Here is a 15,846-nt window from a genome sequence, read left to right as displayed (position 1 = left end):
AACACCCCGCACCACCACAACGGCAGCGGGGGCGCCCGAAAGAGCACCCCCGCCTCACGTCACCTGACGTCCCTCAGGTCGAAGACCGCCGCCGACGCGCCCCCGGCCGACGCTCGCTCGGCCGCGTCACCGGGTCGCCGGCCTCCAGGGCCGCCGCGCGGCGCCGGGCGCCGAAGTCGGCCAGGGCCTCCGCCAGCTTGGTGACGGACGGCTCGGGGGACATGACGTCGACCCGCAGCCCGTGCTCCTCCGCAGTCTTGGCGGTCGCCGGTCCGATACAGGCGATCACCGTGACGTTGTGCGGCTTGCCCGCGATGCCCACCAGGTTGCGGACCGTGGACGACGAGGTGAAGAGCACCGCGTCGAAGCCACCGCCCTTGATGGCCTCCCGGGTGGTGGCCGGGGGCGGCGAGGCGCGCACCGTGCGGTAGGCGGTGACGTCGTCGACCTCCCAGCCCAGCTCGATCAGCCCGGCGACCAGGGTCTCCGTGGCGATGTCCGCCCGTGGGAGGAAGACGCGGTCGATCGGGTCGAAGACCGGGTCGTACGGCGGCCAGTCCTCCAGCAGGCCCGCGGCCGACTGCTCGCCGCTCGGCACCAGGTCCGGCTTGACGCCGAAGGCGATGAGCGCCTTCGCGGTCTGCTCGCCGACCGCGGCGACCTTGATGCCCGCGAAGGCACGGGCGTCGAGCCCGTACTCCTCGAACTTCTCGCGGACCGCCTTCACCGCGTTGACCGACGTGAACGCGATCCACTCGTAGCGGCCCGTCACCAGGCCCTTGACCGCCCGCTCCATCTGCTGCGGGGTGCGCGGGGGCTCCACCGCGATGGTCGGGACCTCGCTGGGGACGGCCCCGTAGGACCGCAGCTGGTCGGAGAGCGACGCCGCCTGCTCCTTCGTACGCGGCACGAGGACCTTCCAGCCGAACAGCGGCTTGGACTCGAACCACGACAGCTGGTCGCGCCGGGCGGTGGCACCGCGCTCACCGACCACGGCTATCACCGGACGGCCACCGTCCGGGGACGGCAGCACCTTGGCCTGCTTCAGCGTCTGGGCGACCGTGCCGAGCGTCGCCGTCCAGGTCCGCTGGCGGGTCGTCGTACCGGCGATCGTCACCGTCAGCGGGGTGTCCGGCTTGCGGCCCGCCGACACCAGCTCGCCGGCCGCCGCGGCGACCGAGTCGAGCGTCGTCGAGACCACGACCGTCCCGTCGGAGGCGCCCACCTCCGTCCAGCACCGCGCCGACGCCGTACGAGCGTCCACGAACCGCACGTCGGCGCCCTCGGCGTCCCGCAGCGGCACACCGGCGTACGCGGGCACACCGACCGCGTTCGCGATACCGGGGACGACCTCGAAGGGCACCCCGGCCGCGGCGCACGCCAGCATCTCCTCGGCGGCGTACGCGTCGAGCCCGGGGTCCCCGGTCACCGCACGCACGACCCGCCTGCCGCCTCGTGCGGCCTCCATGACAAGATGTGCGGCATCCCGCACAGCGGGGGCGCCGACGGAGGTTGACGCACCGTCAACCACCGTCAGCTGGGGCGCGCCTGTGCCCGGATCCGACGGATCGGCATCCGTGTGCACTTCCGACACGCCCTGCCTCGCATGCGTGCGTACGACGTCGAGCACCTCGTGCTCGGCGACGAGGACGTCCGCGTGCGCCAGCGCCTCCACGGCGCGCAGAGTCAGCAGTCCCGGATCTCCGGGTCCGGCACCGAGGAAGGTGACGTGCCCTTGTTCCGGACCGGCGGGAAAGGTGGTGGGGCTCAATGTGCTCGCTCCCCCATCAGACCGGCCGCGCCCTGGGCGAGCATCTCGGTGGCGAGTTCGCGACCGAGTGCCATCGCCGCCTCGTGCGTCTCGGGCACGGGACCGGTGGTGGACAGCTGCACCAGCGTCGAGCCGTCGGTCGTGCCGACGACGCCGCGCAGGCGCATTTCCTTGACAACCTGCCCGTCGGCCAGAAGGTCGGCCAGCGCGCCCACGGGGGCGCTGCAGCCGGCCTCCAGGGCGGCGAGCAGTGATCGCTCGGCCGTCACGGCGGCCCGCGTGAACGGGTCGTCGAGCTCGGCGAGCGCGGCGACGAGGTCCGCGTTGTCCGCGGTGCACTCGATCGCCAGGGCCCCCTGGCCGGGAGCCGGCAGAACCGTGTCGACCGACAGGAAGTCGGTCACCTCGTCCATGCGGCCCACCCGGTTCAACCCGGCGGCGGCCAGCACGACCGCGTCGAGATCGCCGCTGCGGACGTATCCGATGCGGGTGTCGACGTTGCCCCGGATCGGGACCGTCTCGATCTCCATGCCGTGGGTGCGGGCGTACGCGTTCAGCTGCGCCATGCGGCGCGGCGCGCCCGTCCCTATGCGGGCGCCGCGCGGCAGGTCGGTCAGCTTGCGCGCGTCCCGGGCGACGACCACGTCCCGCGGGTCCTCCCGCTCGGGGACCGCGGCCACCACCAGTCCCTCGTGCTGCGCGGTGGGGAGGTCCTTGAGCGAGTGAACCGCGAAGTCCACCTCTCCCCGCAGCAGCGCCTCGCGCAGCGCGGCCACGAACACGCCCGTGCCGCCTATCTGCGCCAGGTGCTCCCGCGACACGTCGCCGTACGTGGTGATCTCGACCAGCTCAACGGGCCGACCGGTCACCTGGCTCACGGCGTCCGCCACCTGCCCGGACTGGGCCATGGCGAGCTTGCTGCGCCTGGTCCCCAGCCTCAGTGCCTTCTCAGTCATGCCGGCCCTCGGTTCTTCTCAGTGCTGTTCTCGGCGCGGGAGACGGAGGCCACCGTCTCGGGGTCGAGGTCGAACAGGGTGCGCAGCGCGTCCGCGTACCCGGCACCGCCGGGCTCGGCGGCGAGCTGCTTGACCCGCACCGTCGGCGCGTGCAACAGCTTGTCGACCACACGCTTGACGGTCTGGGTGATCTCGGCGCGGTGCTTGTCGTCGAGGCCGGGCAGCCGCCCCTCGAGGCGGGCGATCTCACCGGCCACGACGTCCGCGGCCATGCTGCGCAGCGCGACCACGGTCGGCGTGATGTGCGCGGCCCGCTGGGCGGCGCCGAACGCCGCGACCTCGTCGGCGACGATCCGGCGGACCATGTCGACGTCGGCGGCCATCGGGGCGTCGGCGGAGGCGTCGGCCAGCGACTCGATGTCCACCAGGCGCACCCCGGCCAGCCGGTGCACGGCGGCGTCGATGTCGCGCGGCATCGCCAGGTCGAGGAGGAAGAGCACGGGCTGCGGACGCGGCACCTCGGCGACCGGCTCGGGGCGTCGGCGCTCGGGGACGCGGCCCACGCGCGTCGCCGTGGCGGCGAGTGCGCTGATCAGCTCCGCGTCCGCCTCGGGGCTCGGGCGTCCGGCCTCGCGCGGCCGGTCCACCGTCGTACCGCTCGCGGCCCAGGCCCCGTGCTGCTCCAGCGTCGCCGCGTCCATGCCGGCCACGGCGGCCTCCCCCATGACGGAGAAGCCGGACTGCGCGGCGGACAGGTCGAGCGGGCAGTTCTCGTCTCCGCCGGCACCCGGCAGTGGCGTCTCGGCGGCCTCCCGTACGACAGTGGCCACGGCGGGGCCCCCGGCGGCCGGCTCGGCGACGGGCGCGCCGGCGCGGCCCTCCATCGTCGCCGCCACGGCGCCCGCGGTGAGGACCAGCCCGGTCGCACCGGTGCAGGAGACGGCCAGGTCGGCACGTGTCAGCTCGGCCGGCACCGCGTCCATCGGTACCGCGCGGGCCACCACGTCCGTGTCGTCGCCCTCGGAAAGTATCTGCGCGAGCCGCTCGGCCCGCTCGAAGGTGCGGTTGGCGACCACGATCTCGGCGACCCCGGCCCGCGCCAGCGTCGCGGCGGCCAGCGACGACATCGAACCGGCGCCGATGACCAGCGCCTTCCGGCCCCGCGCCCAGGTCCGCACGTCGGCGCCCGCGGCCAGCTGCTCCAGGCCGAAGGTGACCAGGGACTGTCCGGCGCGGTCGATGCCGGTCTCCGAGTGGGCCCGCTTGCCGACCCTGAGCGCCTGCTGGAACAGGTCGTTCAGGAGCCGTCCGGCGGTGTGCAGGTCCTGGGCGCGGGCCAGGGAGTCCTTTATCTGGCCGAGGATCTGGCCCTCGCCCACCACCATCGAGTCGAGCCCGCAGGCCACCGAGAACAGGTGGTGGACGGCCCGGTCCTCGTAGTGCACGTAAAGATGAGGAGTGAGCTCCTCCAGGCCGACCCCGCTGTGCTGGGCGAGCAGCGTGGACAGCTCGGCGACACCGGCGTGGAACTTGTCCACGTCGGCGTAGAGCTCGATGCGGTTGCAGGTGGCCAGCACCGCGGCCTCGGCGGCCGGTTCGGCGGCGACCGTGTCCTGGAGCAGCTTGAGCTGCGCGTCCGCGTTCAGGGACGCCCGCTCCAGCACGCTGACCGGCGCGCTGCGGTGGCTGAGTCCGACGACGAGGAGGCTCATGCCGGCATCACGGCGGGCACGTCCCCGTCGGGTCCCTGGTCAATGGAGGGCTGCTGCTTGCGAGCGACGGCGGGCGGCACGGCACCGGCGTCGGCCACCGCCTCCTCGCCCGCCTTGCGCTGCTCGTGGAAGGCGAGGATCTGCAGCTCGATGGAGAGGTCGACCTTGCGCACGTCGACACCCTCGGGGACGTTCAGCACGGTCGGCGCGAAGTTCAGGATGGAGGTGACACCGGCGGCCACGAGCCGGTCGCAGACCTGCTGGGCGGCACCGGCGGGTGTCGCGATCACGCCGATGGAGACACCGTCGTCCTGGATGATCTTCTCCAGCTCGTCGGTGTGCTGCACCGGAATGCCCGCGACGGGCTTTCCGGCCATTGACGGATCGGCGTCGATGAGCGCGGCGACCCGGAAACCGCGGGAAGCGAAACCGCCGTAGTTGGCGAGCGCGGCGCCGAGGTTACCGATACCGACGATCACAACCGGCCAGTCCTGGGTGAGCCCCAGCTCGCGCGAGATCTGGTAGACGAGATACTCGACGTCGTAGCCGACGCCCCGGGTCCCGTAGGAGCCGAGGTAGGAGAAGTCCTTGCGCAGTTTCGCGGAGTTGACGCCCGCCGCCGCCGCCAGCTCCTCGGAGGAGACCGTGGGCACCGAGCGCTCGGAGAGCGCGGTCAGCGCGCGGAGGTACAGCGGAAGCCTGGCGACGGTGGCCTCGGGAATCCCTCGGCTGCGGGTCGCCGGTCGGTGTGTTCGGCCAGTTGCCACGGTGCTCCTGCGGGTAGAGCGGGGCTGTAGGCGGTCATACGTCCCTACATGACCGCCCCGTCGAATGCAGGCTATGTCTTTGTGAACGCGTGCACAAAGATGGTGTCCGATTTGCCCGGCCAACGTGACCGGGCTCACGCGCGCCCGGCGCCCGAACCGGGAACCGGCGCGTACGCGCACGCGTTCCTCTCCCATCGAGGGCAAAGCCGCACACGCTCCTCACGATCAACGCCCCCGAGACCAAGTCACCATCGATCCTAAGCGACCATCCGGACTACTTGGACTCGTCGGTCAGTGCCTTGCGCAGGCGTTCCTCGTTCACACGCCAGAAGGTGTGCTGCCTGCCGTCGACCAGGACGACCGGGATCTGTTCCCAGTACTCGTCGTGGAGTTGGCGGTCCCGGGTGATGTCCTTCCCCTCCCAGGGGACACCGAGGTCCGCACAGACCTTCTCGACGACGAGCTGTGCGTCATCACACAGGTGACAGCCGGGTTTGCGGATGAGGGTGACGAGATGGTTCTCGGAGTGCTCGGAGGACTGAGCGGGCTGCGGGGCCCCCGGCGTCTGCGGGGCCTGCCGGTGCTGCGCGGGCTTTCGGCGGAAGAGGGGACTCATGCCGTCCATTCTCGCGCGGGGGGCCACTCCTGCGGCGAGCCCCGCGACACACCCTTTAACGGCACGGTCGCCCAGAGTTCACAGCCTCCGAACCTCTCGACTCCGAAGCCCCCGAACAAACTGGCTATGCTCACGGACATGGCCGCTCTTCGATGGCTCACTCCCCGTAGGCGCTCCGCCACGGCGCGGAGCGTGTTGGCAGGCGAGGCCTCGGCGGAGGCAGCCCGCAAATCCGCGCAGACCGCCGAGGAGACCGCCCTCGACACGGGCGCGGAGGCGGAGTTCCCGGTCCACGGCGACGAGCGGGCGGCCGCCTTCTTCGACCTGGACAACACCGTGATGCAGGGCGCCGCGATCTTCCACTTCGGGCGGGGCCTGTACAAGCGGAAGTTCTTCGAGACCCGCGACCTCGCCCGGTTCGCCTGGCAGCAGGCGTGGTTCCGGCTCGCCGGGTTCGAGGACCCCGAGCACATGCAGGACGCCCGCGACTCCGCGCTGTCCATCGTCAAGGGCCACCGCGTCTCCGAGCTGAAGTCGATCGGCGAGGAGATCTACGACGAGTACATGGCCGAGCGGATCTGGCCGGGCACCCGCGCCCTCGCCCAGGCCCACCTGGACGCCGGGCAGAAGGTCTGGCTGGTCACCGCGGCCCCGGTGGAGATCGCCCAGGTGATCGCCCGCCGCCTCGGCCTGACCGGCGCACTGGGCACGGTGGCCGAGTCGATCGGCGGCGTCTACACGGGCAAGCTCGTCGGCGAACCCCTGCACGGCCCCGCCAAGGCGGAGGCGGTACGGGCACTGGCGGCGGCGGAGGGCCTGGACCTGTCCCGCTGCGCCGCCTACAGCGACTCGCACAACGACATCCCGATGCTGTCCCTGGTCGGCCACCCGTACGCGATCAACCCGGACTCCAAGCTGCGCAAGCACGCCCGGGAGCTGGAGTGGCGCCTGCGGGACTACCGCACCGGCCGAAAGGCGGCCAAGGTCGGCATCCCGGCGGCCGCGGGCGTCGGCGCCGTGGCCGGCGGCACGGCGGCGGCCATCGCGCTGCACCGCCGCCGCCGTTGACCCAATCGATGTGACGTACCCGCGAGGCGCCCCCCTCAGTCCCCTTTCCTCACATCGACCACAACACGCTCTGCAGCGACACGGAACCCGAACTGTTCCGGTCATTAACCGATCACTCTGGCGCATCTGATCGAGCGTCAACCGGGCACGGAAGCGACGTAATCGATGATTTGAGCAACTGGGTGTAGCAGTGCCTGCACGAAGCGTTATTCTCCTCAGACGCATTCCGGTACCCCACCTTCGCTACGACGGGTGAATGGTTCCGTACTGCACGTGATGGAAGCTCTGCCTCTGGGAGTCCCGTGTACCCACACGTCGGGGTTGACGCCTCGGGCCTGGCTACGCTGCGCGCAACGGTCAAGTCAGCCCAAGACCTGTTGCGCGGCTTCGTCCCCACCGCGTACGCCGTCCCCGCCCTCGCCGCGGCCACCGCCCCCGTCGGCCCTTGCTACGCACTGGCCGACTCGGGCGCCGCCGTCGGCAGACGCGCTCGATCGTCCGCGTCCGGGGCCGCCGCCACCCACCGGCGCCCCGCCGCCGACAGCGACAGCGCCCGCATGATGGACCTGGTCGAGCGGGCTCAGGCCGGCGAGGCCGACGCCTTCGGGCGGCTCTACGACCAGTACAGCGACACCGTGTACCGCTACATCTACTACCGGGTGGGCGGCAAGGCGACCGCCGAGGACCTCACCAGCGAGACCTTCCTGCGGGCCCTCCGGCGCATCGGCACCTTCACCTGGCAGGGCCGCGACTTCGGCGCCTGGCTGGTGACCATCGCCCGCAACCTCGTCGCCGACCACTTCAAGTCCAGCCGCTTCCGGCTGGAGGTCACCACCGGCGAAATGCTCGACGCCAACGAGGTCGAACGGTCCCCCGAGGACTCCGTCCTCGAGTCCCTCTCCAACGCCGCCCTCCTCGACGCCGTACGACGACTCAACCCGCAGCAGCAGGAGTGCGTGACCCTGCGCTTCCTCCAGGGCCTCTCGGTCGCCGAGACCGCCCGGGTCATGGGCAAGAACGAGGGCGCCATCAAGACGCTCCAGTACCGGGCCGTGCGCACCCTCGCCCGGCTCCTTCCGGACGACGCGCGCTGAGCCCTCACCCTGCGCGTTCCTCACATCACCACCGGTGAGAGTCTGTTGAGACAGCGGTCCGATCATCCACCGTGCGTAACCCAAGTGCCGCGCCGCTCGTTGTGCGGGATGCAGGCTCCCTGTGGTCACACTCCGGCCTACTCCGATCACACGATCGGGTGGTTCCGATCAGGGTGTGCAACCCTCAGGACCCCCTGGGGAGTCGACCGTCATGACGAGAGGAGGTGCCGCCAGTGATCGCGAACGTATCGGCACACCGGCGGGCGAACGCCTTCGCCCAGGCTCTGGAGGAGCAGTCCGATCCCGGGGCGGCGGCCGAGCAGTCCGGAGGACCGGCAGCCGCCGGGGCCGCCGGGGAACCGACCGAGCAGGGTCGTCTGTTGACCCTTGCCAACGGCCTGGAGACACTGCCCCGGCCCGAGCTTGATCCGGAGGTCAAGGTCGTCCAGCGGGCCCAGCTGGTGGCCGCGTTCGAGGCCATGCTCCAGGAGGGCACCGCGGGCGGCGGGGCGACGGATCCCGCGGTACCCGAGCAGCGCCGGGCGCGCGGCACCCACCGGGCGGCCCCGCTGAAGAGGTTCCGGCCGCGCTCGCGGCTGGCCAAGGGCCTCACCGCGGGCGGGCTGAGCGTGAGCGTGGCCGCCGGAGCCTTCGGCGGAGTCGCCGCGGCCAGTTCGGACGCCCTGCCCGGCGACTCGCTCTACGGCCTCAAGCGCGGCATAGAGGACTTCCGCCTCGGCCTCGCCGACGGGGACGACGAGCGCGGCCGGGCCTACCTGGACCTGGCGTCCACCCGGCTGAACGAAGCACGCCGGCTGATGGAGCGCGGTCGCAGCGGGCCCCTCGACCACGAGTCCCTCGGCGAGATCCGCCGCGCGCTGTCCGGCATGCAGCACGACGCCTCCGAAGGCCACCGGCTGCTCAGCGCCGTCTACGCCCGCGACCCCGACTCCCTGGCCCCCATGCAGGCCCTCTCCACCTTCTCCCGCTCCCACCGGGACACCTGGGGAGCCCTGCGCGATCGGCTGCCCGTGCAGCTCGGGGACGTCAGCGAGCAGGTGTCGTCGGTCTTCGACGCCATAGAGAACGACGTGGCGCCGCTGCAGTCCATGCTTCCGCAGTCGCCGGAGCAGAAGCCCGGCGGCACGGACCACGGCAGTCCGGGCAGTTCCGGGTCGGCGACCAGCGACGCCCCCGGCTCCGGGCACTCGTCGACGCCGAGCACCGGCGACGACGGCACCTCGGGAAGCGGACGCTCGGGCAGCGGCCGGCCCAGCGAGTCCACCGACTCCGGCCAGGAGGAGGACGGCCTGCTCGGCGGCGGTACGGGCGGCCTGCTCGACCCGCCGAAGGACAGCAGCCCCGCCGCTCCCTCCACGGGCAACAACACCCCGCCCGTGGAACCGGACGTCACCCTCCCGCCCCTCCTCCCGGGCCTCCTGCCCGGCCTGGGCATCGAGGCGGACGACACGGAGTGAACACGTGGGGGTGCCCTCGCGGCACCCCCACGCAGCGCCGCTCACAGGTCAGTCAGAAGAACACCACGGGTCAGAAGAACACCGACCGCCGCTGCACCAGCAACTTGTAGAGCGTGTGCTGGATCTGCTCCCGCACCTGGTCGGTCAGGTTGAACATCAGCATCGGGTCCTCGGCCGCCTCCGGCGGATAGCCGTCCGTCGGGATCGGCTCGCCGAACTGGATCGTCCACTTCGTCGGCAACGGCACCGCACCCAGCGGCCCCAGCCACGGGAACGTCGGCGTCAGCGGGAAGTACGGGAAACCCAGCAGTCGCGCCAGCGTCTTCGCGTTGCCGATCATCGGGTAGATCTCCTCCGCGCCCACGATCGAGCACGGAATGATCGGCGCACCCTGCCTGAGCGCCGTCGACACGAAGCCGCCGCGCCCGAAACGCTGGAGCTTGTAACGCTCGCTGAACGGCTTCCCGATGCCCTTGAAGCCCTCCGGCATCACCCCGACCAGCTCACCCTGGGCCAGCAGCCGCTCGGCGTCCTCCGCACAGGCCAACGTGTGGCCCAGCTTGCGGGCCAGCTCGTTGACCACCGGCAGCACGAACACCAGGTCCGCCGCCAGCAGCCGCAGGTGCCGGTCGGCCGGATGGTGATCGTGCACGGCGACCTGCATCATCAGGCCGTCCAGTGGCAGCGTCCCCGAGTGGTTCGCGACGATCAGCGCCCCGCCCTCGGCGGGGATGTTCTCCACGCCCTTCACCTCGACCCGGAAGTACTTCTCGTACACCGGGCGGAGCATGGACATCAGCACCTGGTCGGTGAGCTCGGCGTCGTAGCCGAAGTCGTCGACCTCGTAGTCACCGGTGAGACGGCGGCGCAGGAAGGCCAGACCGCCCGCGATACGGCGCTCCAGACCACCGTCCGCCGCGTCGTCCGGCCGCGCCCCGGGCGACCCCTGCGGCTCCGGCGTCGTGGCACCGTCGTCCCCGGCGGCACCCCGCACCGGCAACGGCTGCACCTCCCGTACGGGCACGGACTCAGCCGAGCCCTTGCGCCGGCTCCCCGCGCCGCGGCGCCGGGCCGCGTTCCCGCCGCTGCCGCCGCTCCCCCGCGACCTGTCGTCGTCGAACGGAATGACCTTGGCGTCCGCCATCGTTGATGCGCTCCTCAGTTGGCGCTCTGCGTCGGGAGGTGGCCGCTGCCCCGCAGGGACAACTCCGCGATCCGGTCGACGGCCCCCGCGAGGGCCTCGGGCGGCAGCAGACCCGTACCGCGGCCGCGCGCGAAGTCCGCGAACGTCCCGGCCGTCGAGTACTTCGGCCGGAACCCCAGGGTCTCGCGCATCTGCGTGGTGTCCACCACCCGCCCGTGGGTGAGCAGCCGGATCTGCTCGGGGGAGAAGTCCGTCATCCCCAGCGTACGCACGAGCGAGCCCGCCCAGGTGACCGCCGGCAGCAGCAACGGCACCGTGGGGCGGCCCAGCCGGCGCGAGCACTGCGACAGCGTCAGGACACCGTCGCCCGCGATGTTGAAGGTGCCGCTGTTCAACGTGCCCCGCCGCGGCTCGTGCGAGGAGATCCGCAGCACCTCGATCACGTCGTCCTCGTGCACGAACTGGAGCCGCGGGTCGTAGCCGAACACCGTCGGCAGCACCGGCAGCCCGAAGTACGAGGCGAGCGGTGTGTCCGCGGCCGGACCCAGGATGTTGGCGAACCGCAGGACGGTCACGGCGACGTCGGGACGGCGACGGGCGAAGCCCCGCACATACCCCTCGACCTCGACCGCGTCCTTGGCGAAGCCGCCGCTGGGCAGGGACTTGGGCGCGGTGGTCTCCGTGCAGACGGCCGGGTCGCGCGGCGCGGACCCGTAGACGTTCGTACTGGACTTCACCACCAGCCGCTGCACGGCCGGTGACTTCTGGCAGGCGCCGAGCAACTGCATCGTGCCGATGACGTTGGTCTCCTTGACCGACGTCCGGCTGCCGCTGCCCAGCGGGGTGCCCGTGACGTCCAGGTGGACGACGGTGTCGGCACCCGTCTCCGCGAGGATGCGCCCGATCGCCGACTGCCGGATGTCGGCCTGGACGAACTCCGCACCGCCCAGATGGTGCTCCGGCGCGACGGCGTCCACGCCGACGACCCGGTCCACGTCGGGATCACGCTGGATGCGACGGACGAACCGGCCGCCCAGCTGGCGGGCCACCCCGGTCACGAGCACGACCTTGCCCAAGATCAGCGCCTTCCTTCCACCCTGCTGCGTACCTGCCGGTTCCCCACCTGCGGGCCAACTTAGCCGGTCGGCGTTGCGCTGTGATGACCGACGGACGCGGCGAGTGACAAGAATTCGTGCCTGCTCCCGGCCCGGTGCGGCTGTCGTTCCGGGCCCCGGAACGACTGTGGCCCCCCACCGGTTGCGGTGGGGGGCCACAGACCACGCTGACGGCGCAGCGTCGCCTACTTCTTGTTGCGACGCTGAACGCGCGTGCGCTTCAGCAGCTTGCGGTGCTTCTTCTTGGCCATCCGCTTGCGCCGCTTCTTGATAACAGAGCCCACGACTACCCTCGCTCACTTCTCATCACTCGGTTGTTGGGCGCCATGGGCCCACACGACCTACGAGGGGCCAGCCTACCCGCCCGAGCGCTGAGACTCGTAATCGAGGTCGTCAGGCCGTTTCCACCCCCACGTAACTCTCCCGGAGGTACTCGTGAACCGCTTGCTCCGGGACGCGGAACGACCGTCCCACCCGGATCGCGGGCAGATGACCGCTGTGCACCAACCGGTACACGGTCATCTTGGACACGCGCATCACCGAGGCGACCTCCGCCACGGTAAGGAACTGAACCTCGTTCAGAGGCCTTTCGCCAGCTGCAGCCATGACACACCTGAACCTTCCGCACTCGACGGCCACCGGCTTCCCCTTCCGGTGACTCTTCGTCGCTGCGTGCTCACTCCCCAATGTAGGGGCGGGTGATGCGAATGGGGAAGAGGTGCACCCATCGCTTCCCTACCGTGACAGACACGCCCGATTGAGTACGTAGCGGGTAAGCGGCCGGTAGTACTCAGACCGCACAGCGTCATCAAGCGGAACGGCGACGGACACGATCCCCTCCGCCTCTCCCACGAAGAGCGCGGGATCGTCCGTATCGGCGGGCCCGATCGCCTCGAACCCCAGCTGACCTGCTCCGCAGACCCATCCGTGGTCCCCGATCACCAGCTCGGGAAGCGGCCCGCCGGCCTCGGCAGCGGCCGCCAGCGCGGTACGAACCGGGAGCGGCGAATGCGTGTGCGCGCCGGGCTCACCACGGGCGCGTCCGGCGCCGGGTTCCCGCACCAACGCGACTCCCCGGACGTAGTCGACCTTGTGCGTGCGTAGACCGAACCGGGTCGTTATGTCGACACAGCGACCCTGCGCCGGGGTGAGGACAGCACATCCCGCCGCCGACAGGGCCTCGGCCAAGGCGACGTAGAAACCGAGCAGCCGGTGCGGGTGGCCGGTGCCGAGGAGCACCGGCCCGCGACGCTGAGCGACGACGGCGAGCCGGCCGGCGAACGCGTCCAGCGCCGCCAGCGTCCGGTCCGGGTCGATCACGTCCTGCCCCGACGTGTTACGCGGATCGGCCGAAACGCCGCACCTCTCCGCCATCAGCCCGAGCAGGTCCCGGTGCCCCCAGTTCCGCTCCGGATCGATCCCGATCAGCACCCGCGGATCCCGCGCCGCGAACAACCGGTAGCTCCGCAGGCTCACCTCCCGGGAAGTCGCCACGACCCCGGCAAGACGAGCGTCCAGTAGATGAGCCCGAAGAGCTCGACGGGTCAGCACAGTCTCGATGCTGCCGGGCCACCCCACCCCCTGGGCGGGAAACGCGGCAATCTACCCACGGTCGGCGTAACGGTCCCGCGCGACCTCGCTCCAGCTGCGGGCAGTCGTGCCGCTGGGGCGGCACGGGTGGGCGCAGCGGCACCCCGCCACGCCGGGCTGCGAGACCAAACCCCGGCCGGCACCAACGCCGAGTCACCGATGCTCCACCGTCAAGCCAACAGCCCCCGCAACGGAAACACCGCCCGCCGAGCCGCCACCACCGCCTGATCCAACCGATCCGCAGGGTCGTACCCCGCATCCCACGGCGCCCACCCCACCGGCCACCGCCCATCAGTCATCCGTATCGGCCCCAGCTGCCGCGTCCGCGCGAACACCTGCTGCCGCCACCCCTCCGGAATCACCGTCTCCGGGGCCACCGGCCGCCCCGCCGCGATCCCCACCAGATGCGCCCACGACCGCGGCACCACATCCACCACGGCGTAGCCGCCTCCCCCGAGCGCCACCCACCGCCCCCCGGCGTACTCGTGCGCCAGCTCATGACACGCCACCTGCACCGCCCGCTGCGCGTCCAACGACACCGCCAGATGCGCCAACGGATCCTCGAAGTGCGTGTCCGCCCCGTGCTGCGTCACCAGCACCTGCGGCCGGAAGTCCGCGAGCACCTCCGGCACCACCGCGTGGAACGCCCGCACCCATCCCGCGTCCCCGGTCCCCGCCGGCAGCGCGACGTTCACCGCCGACCCCTCCGCGCAGTCCGCTCCCGTCTCCTCCGGCCAGCCGGTCTGCGGGAACAGCGTCCGCGGATGCTCGTGCAGCGACACCGTCAGCACCCGCGGGTCCTCCCAGAACGCCGCCTGCACCCCGTCCCCGTGATGCACGTCCACGTCCACGTACGCGACCCGCTCCGCCCCCAGCTCCAGCAGCCGCGCGATCGCCAGCGCCGCGTCGTTGTACACGCAGAACCCCGACGCCGCCCCCGGCATCGCGTGGTGCAGTCCGCCCGCGAAGTTCACCGCGTGCAGCGCGTCCCCGCGCCACACCGCCTCCGCCGCCCCCACCGACTGCCCGGCGATCAGTGAGGAGACCTCGTGCATCCCCGCGAAGGCGGGATCGTCCACCGTCCCGAGCCCGTACGACACATCAGCCGCGCCCGGATCGGCCGACGCCGCCTTCACCGCGTCGATGTAGTCCTCCCGGTGCACGAGCCGCAGCGTCGACTCCCCGGCCGCCCGCGCCGCGACGACGTCCACCTCACGGTCGAGCCCCAAGGCACCGACCAGACTTCGCGTCAGGGCAAGCCGGACCGGATCCATGGGATGCTCCGGCCCGAAGTCGTAGCCCGTTACTGCCTCGTCCCACATCAGTTGTGCGCGGCCGCTCATGCCCGTCACCGTATCGGTCCGGTTGAGATTCGAACGACCCGGCGTACACGACCGTCACCAGCACCAACACCACCGGCACGAGCATCGCCCCGCGATAGCTCCAGGCGTCCCCGAGCGCCCCCACCAACGGCGAACCGATCGGGAAACCGACGTAGTTGAACACATTGAGCCGCGCCACCGCCGCGTCGAACGCCCCCGGACGGACGCCCGTTCCTCCGCCAACCGCCCCGCAGCCGCGAACGTCTGCGGCACCAGCACGCACGACCCCAGCGCCAGCAACGTGAACCCGGGCATCCCCACCCACGCCCCGGGCGCCCCCGCCGCCACCACGGCGAACCCGCCGGCCGAAGAAGCCGAACGCCAACGAGACCCTGCCGCGCCGCAGCACATCCGTCATGGCGGCGAGCGTAGAGATCCCGCCTACCCGTGGGTAGGTCCAGCCAGAGACGAACTCTGCTCAGCCTTTCCGGTCAGGAGGTCAGCGACCCCGCCAACTCCCCCATGTCCCGGAAGAGCCGCGTTGCCCCGGCCAGCTTTCCGGCCGGCGTCATCGCCGTGAACCCGTACACGTCCATCCCGGCCGCGACAGCCGCCCGGACGCCCAGCGGACTGTCCTCCACCACGACACACCGCTCGGGCGCGACCCCCATCCGCTCGGCCGCGTACAGGAACAGGTCCGGGGCGGGCTTCCCCCGTCCCACGTCCTGAGAGCTGAAGATCCGCTCGTCCTCGAACCACCGGTCCAGCCCGGTCTTCCGATGCCCCACCCGAATCCGCTCGTGACTCCCGGAAGACGCCACGCAGTACGGCACTCCGTCCACCGCGAGCTTCTCCAGCAGGCCGACCACCCCGGGCACAGCCTCCAGGTGCTCCGCGAAGGCGGCGAAGACCCGCCGGTGGAACACGTCGTCGAAGTTCTCGGGCAGCTTTCGCCCGGTCCGCTCCAGTACGAGGTCATGCACCCGGTGCATCGCGGCGCCCATGTAGTCCCGCAGCGAGTCCTCGTACGACGTCGGGTGCCCCAGCTCGGTCAGGTAGCCGGCCAGGAGTCGATTCGAAATCGGCTCGCTGTCGACGAGGACGCCGTCATTGTCGAAGATAACCAGGTCGTAGCGCATACAAGGACCCTAAACGCAGAAAACCCCGCACCGTTCCCGGTGCGGGGTCTCCTCGCAAAAATTGTTCGGCGGCG

15 protein-coding genes and 1 pseudogene are annotated in these 15,846 nt (G+C 71.4%); 3 read left to right on the top strand and 13 right to left on the bottom strand.

Features of this window, described 5'->3' with window-relative positions; translation table 11 throughout:
• Positions 1 to 73: 73 nt before the first annotated feature.
• From IE142_RS16570 to IE142_RS16550, 5 genes are all read right to left on the bottom strand, one after another.
• Positions 74 to 1,771, bottom strand: coding sequence for a bifunctional uroporphyrinogen-III C-methyltransferase/uroporphyrinogen-III synthase (locus IE142_RS16570; RefSeq protein WP_100048167.1), 1,698 nt, complete (start codon positions 1,769 to 1,771; stop codon positions 74 to 76).
• On the bottom strand, positions 1,768 to 2,727 hold the full coding sequence (gene hemC / locus IE142_RS16565; RefSeq protein ID WP_191886504.1) for a hydroxymethylbilane synthase: 960 nt from the start codon (positions 2,725 to 2,727) through the stop codon (positions 1,768 to 1,770). The genes IE142_RS16570 and hemC overlap by 4 nt, the downstream gene beginning before the upstream one ends.
• Positions 2,724 to 4,439, bottom strand: a complete 1,716-nt coding sequence (locus IE142_RS16560) for a glutamyl-tRNA reductase (protein ID WP_191886503.1) — start codon at positions 4,437 to 4,439, stop codon at positions 2,724 to 2,726. The genes hemC and IE142_RS16560 overlap by 4 nt, the downstream gene beginning before the upstream one ends.
• The gene (locus tag IE142_RS16555) at positions 4,436 to 5,206 is read right to left on the bottom strand and encodes a redox-sensing transcriptional repressor Rex (RefSeq protein ID WP_191886502.1); all 771 of its coding nucleotides are present in this window, start codon (positions 5,204 to 5,206) and stop codon (positions 4,436 to 4,438) included. The genes IE142_RS16560 and IE142_RS16555 overlap by 4 nt, the downstream gene beginning before the upstream one ends.
• 274 nt (positions 5,207 to 5,480) lie before the next feature.
• Complete coding sequence (locus IE142_RS16550; protein ID WP_370466359.1) at positions 5,481 to 5,822, bottom strand: glutaredoxin family protein; 342 nt, start codon at positions 5,820 to 5,822, stop codon at positions 5,481 to 5,483.
• 138 nt (positions 5,823 to 5,960) lie between these two features.
• Between IE142_RS16550 and IE142_RS16545 the strand changes: the two genes are divergently transcribed.
• The 3 genes from IE142_RS16545 to IE142_RS16535 all read left to right on the top strand — a co-directional run bounded on the left by IE142_RS16545 (position 5,961) and on the right by IE142_RS16535 (position 9,462).
• Positions 5,961 to 6,890, top strand: a complete 930-nt coding sequence (locus IE142_RS16545; protein WP_191886500.1) for an HAD family hydrolase — start codon at positions 5,961 to 5,963, stop codon at positions 6,888 to 6,890.
• A gap of 302 nt (positions 6,891 to 7,192) precedes the next feature.
• A complete protein-coding gene (locus IE142_RS16540; protein WP_043371989.1) occupies positions 7,193 to 7,984 on the top strand; it encodes an ECF subfamily RNA polymerase sigma factor, BldN family in 792 nt (263 codons plus the stop codon).
• 233 nt (positions 7,985 to 8,217) lie between these two features.
• Entirely contained in the window at positions 8,218 to 9,462 is a 1,245-nt protein-coding gene (locus IE142_RS16535) for a DUF5667 domain-containing protein (RefSeq protein WP_191886499.1), read from the top strand.
• Between the two features lie 70 nt (positions 9,463 to 9,532).
• Here IE142_RS16535 and IE142_RS16530 read toward each other — a convergent pair whose 3' ends face one another.
• The 8 genes and pseudogenes from IE142_RS16530 to IE142_RS16500 all read right to left on the bottom strand — a co-directional run bounded on the left by IE142_RS16530 (position 9,533) and on the right by IE142_RS16500 (position 15,772).
• Positions 9,533 to 10,606 carry a lysophospholipid acyltransferase family protein gene (locus IE142_RS16530; protein WP_191886498.1) on the bottom strand — a complete coding sequence of 358 codons (1,074 nt, stop codon included), beginning with the start codon at positions 10,604 to 10,606 and terminating at the stop codon, positions 9,533 to 9,535.
• Between the two features lie 14 nt (positions 10,607 to 10,620).
• Positions 10,621 to 11,682 carry an NAD-dependent epimerase/dehydratase family protein gene (locus IE142_RS16525; RefSeq protein WP_191886497.1) on the bottom strand — a complete coding sequence of 354 codons (1,062 nt, stop codon included), beginning with the start codon at positions 11,680 to 11,682 and terminating at the stop codon, positions 10,621 to 10,623.
• 224 nt (positions 11,683 to 11,906) lie between these two features.
• On the bottom strand, positions 11,907 to 12,005 hold the full coding sequence (locus IE142_RS16520) for a 30S ribosomal protein bS22 (protein ID WP_003948845.1): 99 nt from the start codon (positions 12,003 to 12,005) through the stop codon (positions 11,907 to 11,909).
• 109 nt (positions 12,006 to 12,114) lie between these two features.
• Complete coding sequence (locus IE142_RS16515; RefSeq protein WP_004984898.1) at positions 12,115 to 12,327, bottom strand: helix-turn-helix domain-containing protein; 213 nt, start codon at positions 12,325 to 12,327, stop codon at positions 12,115 to 12,117.
• Positions 12,328 to 12,456: 129 nt separating this feature from the next.
• Positions 12,457 to 13,272, bottom strand: a complete 816-nt coding sequence (locus tag IE142_RS16510) for a phosphatase (RefSeq protein WP_191886496.1) — start codon at positions 13,270 to 13,272, stop codon at positions 12,457 to 12,459.
• 209 nt (positions 13,273 to 13,481) lie between these two features.
• The gene (locus IE142_RS16505; RefSeq protein WP_229830628.1) at positions 13,482 to 14,633 is read right to left on the bottom strand and encodes an acetoin utilization protein AcuC; all 1,152 of its coding nucleotides are present in this window, start codon (positions 14,631 to 14,633) and stop codon (positions 13,482 to 13,484) included.
• A pseudogene (locus IE142_RS36690) lies at positions 14,524 to 15,002 on the bottom strand (MFS transporter); the annotation flags it as partial. The gene IE142_RS16505 and the pseudogene IE142_RS36690, both read right to left, overlap by 110 nt.
• A 122-nt stretch (positions 15,003 to 15,124) precedes the next feature.
• Positions 15,125 to 15,772: an HAD family hydrolase gene (locus IE142_RS16500; RefSeq protein ID WP_191886494.1), complete on the bottom strand. Its 648-nt coding sequence runs from the start codon at positions 15,770 to 15,772 to the stop codon at positions 15,125 to 15,127.
• Positions 15,773 to 15,846: the final 74 nt, after the last annotated feature.

It is taken from the genome of Streptomyces mutabilis (assembly GCF_014649815.1).
GTDB classification, from domain to species: domain Bacteria; phylum Actinomycetota; class Actinomycetes; order Streptomycetales; family Streptomycetaceae; genus Streptomyces; species Streptomyces mutabilis.
The sequence above is the reverse complement of the archived record's forward strand: the minus strand, read 5'-3'. Positions and strand labels throughout refer to the sequence as shown.